This window comes from Amedibacterium intestinale (assembly GCF_010537335.1).
In the GTDB taxonomy this organism is placed as follows: Bacteria; Bacillota_I; Bacilli_A; order Erysipelotrichales; family Erysipelotrichaceae; genus Amedibacterium; species Amedibacterium intestinale.
Map to the genome: position 1 here is coordinate 2,307,976 of NZ_AP019711.1, position 12,070 is coordinate 2,320,045.

8 protein-coding genes and 1 other annotated feature (1 of these 9 cut by a window edge) are annotated in these 12,070 nt (G+C 37.3%); of the genes, 7 read left to right on the top strand and 1 reads right to left on the bottom strand.

Annotated elements, in window-relative coordinates:
* Positions 1–43 (top strand) — a sequence feature (ribosomal protein L10 leader region) (it extends 84 nt beyond the left edge of the window).
* A gap of 45 nt (positions 44–88) precedes the next feature.
* The 5 genes from rplJ (at position 89) to rpoC (ending at position 9,816) form a co-directional block, all read left to right on the top strand.
* On the top strand, positions 89–598 hold the full coding sequence (gene rplJ, locus A9CBEGH2_RS11465; RefSeq protein ID WP_115715804.1) for a 50S ribosomal protein L10: 510 nt from the start codon (positions 89–91) through the stop codon (positions 596–598).
* A 30-nt stretch (positions 599–628) separates the two neighbouring features.
* The gene (gene rplL, locus A9CBEGH2_RS11470; protein WP_115715803.1) at positions 629–997 is read left to right on the top strand and encodes a 50S ribosomal protein L7/L12; all 369 of its coding nucleotides are present in this window, start codon (positions 629–631) and stop codon (positions 995–997) included.
* Positions 998–1,069: 72 nt separating this feature from the next.
* Complete coding sequence (locus tag A9CBEGH2_RS11475) at positions 1,070–1,669, top strand: class I SAM-dependent methyltransferase (RefSeq protein WP_118276573.1); 600 nt, start codon at positions 1,070–1,072, stop codon at positions 1,667–1,669.
* Positions 1,670–1,776: 107 nt separating this feature from the next.
* Positions 1,777–5,940: a DNA-directed RNA polymerase subunit beta gene (gene rpoB, locus A9CBEGH2_RS11480; protein WP_115715801.1), complete on the top strand. Its 4,164-nt coding sequence runs from the start codon at positions 1,777–1,779 to the stop codon at positions 5,938–5,940.
* A 3-nt stretch (positions 5,941–5,943) separates the two neighbouring features.
* The gene (gene rpoC / locus A9CBEGH2_RS11485; RefSeq protein ID WP_115715800.1) at positions 5,944–9,816 is read left to right on the top strand and encodes a DNA-directed RNA polymerase subunit beta'; all 3,873 of its coding nucleotides are present in this window, start codon (positions 5,944–5,946) and stop codon (positions 9,814–9,816) included.
* Between the two features lie 214 nt (positions 9,817–10,030).
* Here rpoC and A9CBEGH2_RS11490 read toward each other — a convergent pair whose 3' ends face one another.
* Positions 10,031–10,831 carry an HAD family hydrolase gene (locus tag A9CBEGH2_RS11490; RefSeq protein WP_163104872.1) on the bottom strand — a complete coding sequence of 267 codons (801 nt, stop codon included), beginning with the start codon at positions 10,829–10,831 and terminating at the stop codon, positions 10,031–10,033.
* Positions 10,832–11,146: 315 nt separating this feature from the next.
* On the opposite strand from A9CBEGH2_RS11490, the gene rpsL reads away from it, so the two are divergent.
* Both rpsL and rpsG read left to right on the top strand, forming a co-directional pair.
* The gene (gene rpsL / locus A9CBEGH2_RS11495; RefSeq protein ID WP_115715798.1) at positions 11,147–11,569 is read left to right on the top strand and encodes a 30S ribosomal protein S12; all 423 of its coding nucleotides are present in this window, start codon (positions 11,147–11,149) and stop codon (positions 11,567–11,569) included.
* Between the two features lie 28 nt (positions 11,570–11,597).
* Positions 11,598–12,068 carry a 30S ribosomal protein S7 gene (rpsG, locus tag A9CBEGH2_RS11500; RefSeq protein WP_008690125.1) on the top strand — a complete coding sequence of 157 codons (471 nt, stop codon included), beginning with the start codon at positions 11,598–11,600 and terminating at the stop codon, positions 12,066–12,068.
* Positions 12,069–12,070: the final 2 nt, after the last annotated feature.

The following is a 12,070-nucleotide window of genomic DNA, read 5'->3' on the forward strand; positions in this document are numbered from 1 at the left end:
CGCCCGCAGACTGTCTAGGTATGCGGGTGTTTTATATATCACTCTTCAAAGGTATATTGTTACATATATAAAGTAGGAGGTGTGAAGAATGAACCAGGCAATTATCGAAAACAAAAAAGCGATCGTTTCTGAAATTGCTCAGAAAATGAAAGAGTCTGATTCAACTGTAGTTGTAGAATACCGTGGACTAAGCGTTGCGGAAGTAACTCAGCTACGTAGAGATCTTCGCGCAGAAGGTGTAGAGTTCAAAGTTTATAAAAACTCTTTAGCTCAGCGCGCTGCGGAAGAAGTTGGTGCTAACGACTTGCTAAAAGACTTGACTGGTCCTAACGCAATTGCGTTTGGTAGCGATGCAGTTGCTCCTGCACGTGTACTTGCTAAATTTGCGAAAGACCACGATAAACTTGTATTGAAAAGCGGTATTGTTGAAGGTAAAGTTGTTGATGTTAATGTTATCAAAGAACTTTCAAGCTTGCCAAACCGCGAAGGTATGTTGTCTATGTTGCTGAGCTGCTTACAGTCTCCAGTACGTGGATTTGCATGCGCTGTTAAAGCTGTTGCTGACAATAAAGAAGGAAGCGAAGCTGCTGCTGAATAGCAGATTATTAAACATAGGAGGAAATTAAAAATGGCTAAATTAACACATGAAGAAATTCTTGCTTACTTAGAAGAAGCTACAATCTTAGAACTTAACGAATTAGTAAAAGCAATCGAAGAAAAATTCGGAGTTACTGCTGCTGCTCCAGTTGCTGTAGCTGCTGCTGCTCCAGAAGCTGCTGCTGGTCCAAGCGAAGTAACTGTTACTTTAACAGATGTTGGTGGAACTAAAGTTGCTGTAATCAAAGCAGTACGTGAAATCACTGGTTTAGGATTAGTTGAAGCTAAAGGAATGGTAGATAAAGTTCCTAGCGTAATCAAAGAAAACATCAGCCCTGAAGAAGCAGAAGAAATCAAGAAAAAATTGATGGATGCTGGTGCTAGCGTAGAAGTTAAATAATTAACTTTTAAAATTTGATACAAACACAAAAAGCCTTCGGGCTTTTTGTTACTTTAAAAAGGCGGGATAACTATGAATCATTATTTCACAGATAATCGTCATTTAGCTGAAAACCGGAAGGAGATTTCTTTCCGGTTTTGGTGTATTACCTATTCGTTTATAAGTGATAACGGTGTGTTCTCTAAAGATAATATAGACTTTGGTACGAAAGTATTTTTAGATACTTTATTAAAAAGAGAAGAGATGGGAAATCGCATTTTAGATGTTGGATGCGGTTATGGACCTATTGGTATCATTGTGAAAAAAACATATCCAGATAAAAGAGTAGAAATGGTGGATGTCAATCCACGTGCAGTTTTGCTTGCAAAAGAGAATGCGCAAAGAAATAATGTAGATGTATATGCGCATGAATCAAATATTTACGAGCAGGTAGATGGGAAAGATTATACAGACATTCTTACCAATCCACCTATTCGAGCAGGGAAAAGTGTTATTTATAAAATTTTTGAAGAGGCGTATGAGCGATTATGTAAAGATGGCTCTTTATGGGTCGTTATTCGTAAACAGCAGGGAGCGAATAGTGCAGTAAAAAAAATAAATGAGATTTTTGGGAATTGTGACATTGTGAATAAAGAAAAAGGATATTTTATATTAAAAGCGAAAAAATATTGACAATTTGACATTGCATTGCTATTATAATAAATTGCATAATACTAAAATATTAAAATGGCTTTTTTGCCCTATTTTTAGTATGAATACATGTAGAAAGGATGGCGTACATGGACAAAAAACAACCTTATCGTATTGTCGCTTCCGGTAAGAAGGCAGAGCGTCGCGACTATTCAAAAGTAAGTGGGCATTTGGAACTTCCTAACTTGGTTGAAATCCAAACTGACTCTTTTGCGTGGTTTAAGAACGAAGGAATCAACGAAGTATTTAACGAGATTTACCCTATCCAAAACTATGGAGGGAATATTAAACTAAAATTTGCTGGATATGAATTCGGTGAACCAAAATACAATGCGGAAGAATCAATGTACCGCGAGTGTAACTATGCGGCTCCATTGAAAGCACGCATGGAACTTGAAATTACAGATAACCAGACAGGAGAAGTTATTAATAAATGGGAAGATGTTTTCTTAGGGGATTTCCCTTTGATGACAGAAACTGGAACATTTATTATCAATGGAGCAGAACGTGTCATCGTTTCTCAGATCGTACGTTCTCCAGGGGCATATTTTTCTACTGGATATGATGAAAAAACAGGTAAAGAATCTTATGCATGTGAATTAATTCCTAGTCGTGGTACATGGCTGGAATATATGAGCGAACAGAAAAAAGCGTCTAGCGGACGTATTTTAAATGTGAGCATTGACCGTAAACGTAAAATGCTTTCTACTGTTCTATTTAAAGCAATCGGTATGTCTGTAGATCTTGACCGCAGTGAAGATCCACATGATACTACACAGATCAAAACATTCCTAAATGCTTTAGGAAGAAATGTTATCGAAGATGTTGCACAGGATGATGAAGATCGTGAATTCATGAATCTATACCTTACATTATATGCTTCATACTTTGGTAAATACGAAGAGCTGGAAAACACTTTGTTGGCTGATAAAGTAAAAACTACACAGGAAGCATTGCTTTCTATTTACGAAAACCAGCGTTCAGATGAAATTCCTACATTAGATGGATCTATTACTTTAATGAATGCGAAATTCTTTGATCCTAGACGTTATGATTTAACAAAGGCAGGACGTTTTAAACTTCGCAAGAAATTAAATGCAATCAATCGTTTGACACACAATCGTTTGGCTATGGATATTTTAGATGTTAATGATGAAATGTTTATGCCAAGTGGTACATTGATCAATCGTGATGAAAGAAATACATTACGTGGAGAATTGGAAAAAGGTCGTTATGTAAATGCTTTCCCATTCAATCCATTGTTTAACTATCCAGATGCGGTAGAAGTACCTGTTAGCTATCATCTAGGTTTAATTGGACGTGTTTTAGCAGAAGATGTAGAACTAGAAGATACTACTTTATATGAAGGAACTATTCTAAGTGAGCAGGATGTTGAAATGCTGCAGGGCAAAGTAGAAAATATTACTGTTCATGGAGGAGTCATTGCGAAAAAAGTAGCATTGACAAGTGAAAATGCAGGTGCTGTATTAAATTATGGACAAAGATTATATGCTTTAGGAAGAATCACTGATGAAAATGGAGCAGATTTATTGAGTGAAGATGGCGAAACTTATGCAGATGGATATCTTCCTCGTCATAAACCAGATCCAATGCATGTTCTTAAGGTTGAAGAGTTAAAGAACAAAGTAGGAAGTGGTGTAAAAGCATATGCTTGGCTTGTAGGTGCTGCTGTGCAGGAACTTTTCGTACGTACAGAAGATGGTGCTGTTGTAAAAGTAATTGGAAACGATCCATTTGCTAATAAGCACACAATTACCATTTCCGATATTTATGCATTGTATTCCTACAATTTAAATGTTATGGAAGGCGTAGGGGAAACAGACGATATCGATATGCTTGGAAATCGTCGTATCCGTTCTGTAGGAGAATTGATTCAGAATCAATTCCGTATCGGTTTAAGCCGTATGGAAAGAGTAGTTAAGGAACGTATGTCTATTGCGGAAATTTCTACTTTAACTCCAAAGAAACTTACAAATATTCGTCCATTGACTGCAGCTATTAAAGAGTTCTTCTCTAGTTCACAGCTGTCTCAGTTCATGGATCAGCAAAACCCATTGGCAGAACTTACTAATAAACGTCGTATTTCTGCATTGGGACCTGGTGGTTTGACTCGTGATCGTGCCGGTTTCGAGGTTCGTGACGTTCACAGTTCTCACTATGGTCGTATTTGTCCTATTGAAACACCTGAAGGGCCAAACATCGGTTTGATTTCAAACTTGACTTCTTATGGGAAAATTAACGAATATGGATTTATTCAGACGCCATATCGTATCGTTAATCCAGATGGTTCTGTAAAAGATGAAGCAATTTATTTATCAGCTGATGAAGAAGCGGATTATGTAATTGCACAGGCCAATGAGGTTGTTAATGGACAGCTTGTAAATGAAAATGTCGTAGCTCGTAAAGCGGGAGAAACGATCATCGCTAAACGTGAAGAAGTTGAATTGGCCGACGTTTCACCAAAACAGATCGTATCTGTCGCAACAGCGTGTGTACCATTCTTGGAAAATGACGATGCTTCTCGTGCCTTAATGGGTGCCAACATGCAGCGTCAGGCAGTACCATTGTTAAAACCACATTCACCATATGTTGGAACTGGTATTGAATATAAAATTGCCAAAGACTCTGGTGTAGGTGTTGTAGCAAAAGAAGATGGATATGTTGAATATGTAGATGCACAGCGCATCATTATCAGTGGCGATGATGGACAGCGCCATGAATATCGTCTACGTAAGTTCCAGCGTTCAAACAATGGAACAAACATTAACCAAAGCCCTATCGTTAAGAAAGGGGAACGTATTGACAAGGGAGATATTCTTGCGGATGGACCTTCTATGGAAAACGGAGAACTTGCTCTTGGACAAAACGTAACTATCGCTTACATGACATGGTATGGTTATAACTATGAAGATGCTATCATTATGAGCGAGCGTTTAGTTCGTGATGACGTATATACATCTGTTCATATTGAAGAATATGACATTGACTGCCGTGAGACAAAACTAGGACCTGAAGAAATTACACGTGACATTCCAAACGTAAGTGAAAATGCGTGTCGTAACTTGGATAGCCGTGGTATTATCATGGTCGGTGCAGAAGTTGCAGAAGGAGATATCCTGGTTGGTAAGGTTACTCCAAAAGGACAGAGTGAAATTTCACCAGAAGAAAAACTGCTGCTTGCAATTTTCGGAGAAAAATCACGTGAAGTTCGTGACAATTCCTTAAAAGTACCACATGGTGGGGCTGGTATCGTTCATTCTATTCGTGTATTCAAACGAAGCGAAGGGCATGATCTTCCACCTGGGGTAAATGAAACTGTTAAAGTTTATATCGTTCAGAAACGTAAGATTTCTGAAGGGGATAAAATGGCAGGACGTCATGGTAACAAAGGGGTTATCTCTAAAATCTTGCCTGTAGAAGATATGCCATATATGGCAGATGGAACACCAATTGATATCATGTTGAACCCATTTGGTGTGCCTTCACGTATGAACATCGGACAGGTATTGGAAATTCACTTAGGTTATGCGGCTAAGAAACTGGGTGTTAAATTCTCTACTCCAGTATTCGATGGTATCAATAACCAGGAATTAAGTGATATCATGAAAGAAGCAGATATGACAGTTGATGGAAAACAGGTACTGTATGATGGACGTACAGGGGAACCATTCGATGAACGTATTTCTGTTGGGGTCATGTATATGATCAAGCTGGCACACATGGTTGATGATAAACTTCATGCTCGTGCTACAGGACCTTATTCTTTAGTAACTCAGCAGCCATTAGGTGGTAAAGCACAAAATGGTGGTCAGAGATTTGGAGAGATGGAGGTTTGGGCATTAGAAGCATATGGTGCTGCTCATACTTTACAGGAAATCTTGACTGTAAAATCTGATGATATCGTAGGTCGTACAAAAACTTATGAGGCTATCATTAAAGGAAAAGATATTCCAGAACCAGGAATTCCAGAATCATTCCGAGTATTGAAACACGAATTGCAGGCTTTAGCAATTGATGTGAAAATGCTGGATGAAGATGGAAATGAAGTAGATATTAATAAAGAAGACACTACAGAACCTACAATTGTTCCTAATTTGGTAGAGGAAGAATCTGTACGTGAAGAAGATGTAGATGCAATTAACGCTGATGATGAAATAGAAGAATCTGAAATGGAAGAAGATATGCCAGAAGATTTCAATGAAGAAGCGTTTTTAGAAGAAGAGGAGGCATAGTAGATGAGTGTTAATGATTTTGCTTCAATTCAGGTAAGCCTTGCTTCACCTGAAAGAATCCATGAATGGAGCCATGGAGAAGTTAAAAAACCAGAAACTATTAACTATCGTTCTCAAAAACCAGAACGCGATGGATTATTCTGTGAACGTATTTTTGGGCCTAGCAAAGACTGGGAATGTTATTGTGGAAAATACAAAAAAGTGCGTTACAAAGGAGTCGTGTGTGATCGCTGTGGTGTAGAAATTACAAAATCAAGTGTTCGTCGTGAACGTATGGGGCACATCGAACTTGCTGCACCAGTAGCTCATATCTGGTATTTACGTGGTATACCAAGCCGTATGGCACTTCTTTTGGATGTTACTCCAAAACAGCTGGAAGAAGTGGTATACTTCGTTTCTTGGATTGTTACTGATCCAAAAGAAACAAGTTTGGAATACAAACAGGTATTGTCAGAAAGAGAATATCGTGAGTACATGGCAATGTATGGTCCAGGAAGCTTTGTTGCACAGACAGGAGCAGAAGCAGCTTTAACATTGTTGAAAAATGTAGACTTGGAATCTGAATATAAACAGATTCAGGAAGCTTTGGAAAATGCACAGGGTGAAAAACGTAAAAAATTGATTAAGCGTTTGGATACAGTGAATTCTTTCCGTAATTCTGACAACAAACCAGAATGGATGGTATTAACTGTAATTCCGGTAATACCACCTGATTTGCGTCCAATGCTGCAGCTGGATGGAGGACGTTTTGCGACTAGTGATTTAAATGACTTATATCGTCGTGTAATTACTCGTAACAATCGTTTGAAAAAACTGTTAGAACTAGGAACACCTGCGATTATCGTACAGAACGAAAAACGTATGTTACAGGAAGCAGTAGATGCCTTGATTGATAATGGACGCCGTTCAAAACCTATTACAGGAGCTGGAGGACGTGCTTTGAAATCATTGTCTCACTCTTTGAAAGGGAAACAGGGACGTTTCCGTCAGAACTTATTGGGAAAACGTGTTGACTTCTCAGGACGTTCTGTAATCGCGGTAGGACCAGATTTAAAAATGTATCAGTGTGGTATTCCACGTGAAATGGCAATTCAGTTGTTTAAACCATTTGTAATTAATGAAATTGTTAATCAGGAAATTGCAAGTAATCCAAAAACAGCAGAAAAATTGATTGATCGTCAGGATCCACGTATTTGGGATATTGTAGAAAAAGTTATTGATGGATATCCAGTGTTGATGAACCGTGCGCCTACGCTTCACCGTTTAGGTATTCAGGCATTTAAACCAAAATTGGTAGAAGGAAGAGCACTTCGTCTTCATCCACTTGTATGTACTGCATTTAATGCGGACTTCGATGGTGACCAGATGGCGGTACACGTACCATTAAGTGAAGAAGCAAGAGCAGAAGCCCTTGTTATGATGCTTGGTTCTAATAACATTCTAGGTCCTAAAGATGGAAAACCAATCGTTACTCCAGGACAGGACATGGTTATGGGGAACTTCTATTTAACAATGGAAGAAACTGCTGAAGAATTCTATGAAGAAGCGGAACGCTATAACTCTGTTGATTGCCCAAAATCTGCAGAATTATGGAAACGTTATGGGGATAATGAAGGTCATGTTTTTGGTAACATTAATGAAATTTTGATGGCATACCAGACAGAACAGATTCATTTGCACTCTCGTATTGCGATTCCTGCACGTGCATTAAAGAAAACAAGCTTTACAGCTGAACAGCAGAACAAATATTTGTTGACAACGGTTGGTAAAGTTATCTTTAATAACATGTTCCCATCTGACTTCCCATTCTTAAATGAAGTTAGTGGAGAAAACTTCAAAGCAACTCCAGATCGTTATTTCCTTGAAATGGGGAAAGACGTAAAAGAAGCAATTCGCAATTTACCAATTACTCCTGCTTTCAAAAAGAAAGATTTAGGAAAAATCATCGGTGAAATCTTTAAACGTTATAGTACAGAAAAAACATCTCAGATACTTGATGAAATCAAAGATATGGGATTTAAATATTCAACAGTGGCAGGTGTTACTGTATCATTAAGTGACATTGAAGTCGCTCCTCATAAAGAAGACCATGTAGAATATGGTAAAGAAAAAGCCGAGGAATTAAAAACACTGCGTAAAAAAGGAAAACTTACTATGCAGGAATGGGAGCGTCACCTAAACAAGTTATGGGCAGATGTTAAAGATGATATCGCAAAAGAGTTGTTAGGTAACCTTCCTCGTAAAAACCCAATTAATATGATGGCTCGCTCTGGTGCTCGTGGTAATACGTCAAACTTTACACAGTTGGCAGGTATGCGTGGTCTGATGGCGAAACCGTCTCAGTCAAAATCCGCTAAAGGTGAATATGTACCAAGTATCATAGAGGTACCAATCTATTCATGTTTCCGTGAAGGTCTAAATGTGTCTGAGTTCTTTATCTCTACACATGGTGTGCGTAAAGGTCTTACAGATACAGCGTTGAAGACAGCGGAATCTGGATATTTGACACGTCGTTTGGTTGATGTTGCACAGGATGTTATCATCAAACAGGAAGATTGTGGTACAGATAAGGGATACTGGGTAGAAGCAATCGTTGATCGCAAAACGAATACGGTTATTGAAAGCTTGTTTGATCGTTTAGTTGGACGTTATAGCAAACAGGAAGTAACGGATCCAAAAACTGGAGAAGTTATTATTGAAAGTGATGAATTCATTAGTGAAGCAATCGCGCAGAAAATAGTAGATGCTGGTGTTGAAGGAATGTATATCCGCAGTGCTTTCACATGTAAATCTATCTATGGTGTATGTAAAAAATGTTATGGACGTAACATGGCTACAGGTAAAGATGTAGAAGTTGGAGAAGCTGTTGGTATCATGGCTGCGCAGTCTATCGGGGAACCTGGTACACAGTTGACCATGCGTACATTCCATACCGGTGGGGTTGCAAGTGCGGATGGTGGAGATATCACACAGGGTCTTCCTCGTGTCGAAGAACTATTTGAAGCACGTTGTCCAAAAGGTGTTGCTGTGCTAGCTCAGATTAGTGGAGAAATTACATCAATTGAGCAGGTAGAAACTGGATATGAAGTTGTTGTATCTAATGATAAGGAAAGTATTGTACACAAGCTTTCTCTAGTACAGGCAATTCGTCCTTGGTTAAAAGTAGGGGCAACAATTGAAGCTGGTGATAAGATTACAGAAGGTCAGGTAGATCCAAAAGAACTTCTAAAAGTAGCTGGTGTGCGTCAGGTACAGAATTATATCTTGAAAGAAGTTAAGAAGGTTTACCAAAGCCAGGGTATCGAAATTTCTGATAAACACATTGAGGTAATGATTCGTCAGATGCTTCGTAAAGTTGTTGTTTTAGAAGGAAATGATACAGATCTAAATTCTGGTGTTCAAATTTCATTGACTGAAATCACAAAAATTAACCGCCAGGCTTTATTGAGCGGTAAAACACCAGCAACATTTAAACCGGTATTATTAGGTATTTCGAAAGCATCTGTAGAAACAGATTCCTTCTTATCTGCCGCATCTTTCCAGGAAACTACAAAAGTATTGACAGATGCTGCTATTAAAGGTAAGAAAGATTACTTAATTGGTTTAAAAGAAAATGTAATTATTGGTAAATTAATTCCAGCAGGAACTGGTGTTAAGAATGATCGCCCAATGAATGAAATTGTTCATGAAAAAGCAGAAGAACTTCGTGAAAAACGTATTGAAAGAAACAGAAAACCTGAAGATGAAGGATTTATGAGCTACGCTGCTAGTCCAGAGACATTTACTAGTGAAATGGTAAAGCAGTTAATGGCAGGTAGAGATGCTATTCATGCAGAATCTTCTGTAGAAGACGAAGTTAATGATGTTAATGAATAATATATACAAAGCAATTGTTTAGTGAATATACTGCAATAGAAAAAAACAGATGTTCTATGTAACTAGATTATATAGAGCATCTGTTTTCATTTATATAAAAAGCCACACTCTACAGCATGGCTTCCAATATAGTATCAAAAGTATTTTATAAGTAAAATATGGCAGATCAAGATAAGTTTGTAAATAAGGTAAATGAGAGTTTAATATGTATATACTATATATCAAAAGCTTTCTTTAATCCTTGAGCAACTCCTTCGTCATAGACATTTGCGGTTACTTTATCTGCAAAGGATTTCACATAATCATTTGCATTTCCCATTGCAATACCTAATCCAGCTTTTTTCAACATTTGAATATCATTTGTACTATCCCCGAAACAAACACAATCCTTCCAGCTTAAATTTTCTTTTTTTAAAACCTGTTCAATTCCAACTGATTTATCATTACCTGCATTAAATATATCAAAGCAAAAATGATCTTGAGAAATTTCTATTAAATCACTACGTAATTCATCATGGGAATTGATAAATGCATCAACTTTCTTTTTTTCTTTAGTCATTAAAACGGCATTATAAGCATTATGACGTTTATGATAAGATAAATTTTCATCATAAAATAAATAATCTAATACATGATGATCTCTACAGAAGTAATACATCGGATAAAAATTATTGTAAATATAAGAAGAATCACCAAAATGAAACATAAGTCCGCTTTTGTTAGTATTGCACCAAGATACAATCTCATCGGTAGTTTCTGATTTTAAAGGATTTTCATAAAGTAGTCTTTGCTCTTTATCTAATACATAACCTCCGTTAATTAAAACCATATAGTCAAACTTTATGCGTTCTAGAATAAGTTTCATTTGATTTAATGGTCGTCCAGTAGCCGCACAAACTAATACTCCCTGTTTACGAAGTTCGTTAATGGCATCCAGATTGGCTTGCTGAATGATATCATTTTCAGTTTGATATAAGGTGCCATCCATATCTAGAAATACAATTTTATAGTTCATTTCTTATTACCCCTTCTTTATAAATAACGATTAGTCAATCGAATAATGGATAAAACTTAAAGTAAATAAAAAGTTAACATCCGTTTATATTATACATAAAAGTATGGCTTTTCTCATGATAAATTAAAAGAAATCAATACTATAAGGATGCGAAAGCAAAATTTAAATTCAAAAAGCAAAAAAATATTTGACAAATTTATTCAGATGAATTAAGATATTTAAGCAAGTGGATTTTTTAGTTCCCCAATTTGGGGAATAAAATTTTTCGCTTCAAATGACACACCCGGAAATGTGTGTTAGTGAAAGGAGGACAATATGCCAACAATTAACCAATTAATTCGTAAAGGTCGTGAACAGAGCGTGAATATGTCAAAATCACCTGCTCTGAATAGAGGATATAACTCATTAAAAAGACGTCCTACAAATCTGAGCTCACCTCAGAAACGTGGAGTATGTACTCGTGTCGGTACAATGACACCTAAAAAACCTAACTCTGCGCTACGTAAATATGCCCGTGTTCGTTTAAGTAATGGGATGGAAGTTACTGCTTATATTCCAGGAATTGGACATAACTTACAGGAACACTCTGTAGTATTGATTCGTGGGGGACGTGTTAAAGACTTGCCAGGGGTTCGTTATCACATTATTCGTGGTACTTTGGACTGTGCTGGTGTGGCAAACCGTAACCAGAGCCGTTCTCTGTATGGTGCAAAAAAGCCAAAAGAAGCTAAGAAATAGCAATCAATTGTGAAAGGAGGAAATTAAAATGCCTAGAAAAGGACATGTAGCAAAACGTGATGTATTGGTAGATCCAATCTACAACTCCAAGCTGGTTACTCGTTTAATCAACAAAATCATGATTGATGGTAAAAGAGGGGTTGCACAGAAAATTCTGTACAATGCATTCGATATTATTGAAGTAAAAACAAATGAAAAACCTATGGAAGTTTTCGAAAAAGCATTAGAAAACGTAATGCCATTATTGGAACTTAAAGTTCGTCGTGTTGGTGGTGCTAACTACCAGGTACCAGTAGAAGTTTCTGCTGAAAGAAGATTGACTTTAGGTCTTCGCTGGATCGTAAACTACGCACGTTTACGTAGCGAAAAAACTATGGAGCAAAGATTAGCAGCTGAAATTATGGATGCAGCTAATGGAAGTGGTGCATCTGTTAAAAAACGTGAAGATACTCACAAAATGGCAGAAGCTAATAAAGCATTTGCTCACTACCGCTGGTAAGA

Excerpts from the sequence above, each read along its gene's own strand:
- rplJ (WP_115715804.1), top strand. The coding sequence starts at position 89 with ATGAACCAGGCAATTATCGAAAACAAAAAAGCGATCGTTTCTGAAATT.
- rplL (WP_115715803.1), top strand. The coding sequence starts at position 629 with ATGGCTAAATTAACACATGAAGAAATTCTTGCTTACTTAGAAGAAGCT.
- A9CBEGH2_RS11475 (WP_118276573.1), top strand. The coding sequence starts at position 1,070 with ATGAATCATTATTTCACAGATAATCGTCATTTAGCTGAAAACCGGAAG.
- rpoB (WP_115715801.1), top strand. The coding sequence starts at position 1,777 with ATGGACAAAAAACAACCTTATCGTATTGTCGCTTCCGGTAAGAAGGCA.
- rpoC (WP_115715800.1), top strand. The coding sequence starts at position 5,944 with ATGAGTGTTAATGATTTTGCTTCAATTCAGGTAAGCCTTGCTTCACCT.
- A9CBEGH2_RS11490 (WP_163104872.1), bottom strand. The coding sequence starts at position 10,831 with ATGAACTATAAAATTGTATTTCTAGATATGGATGGCACCTTATATCAA.
- rpsL (WP_115715798.1), top strand. The coding sequence starts at position 11,147 with ATGCCAACAATTAACCAATTAATTCGTAAAGGTCGTGAACAGAGCGTG.
- rpsG (WP_008690125.1), top strand. The coding sequence starts at position 11,598 with ATGCCTAGAAAAGGACATGTAGCAAAACGTGATGTATTGGTAGATCCA.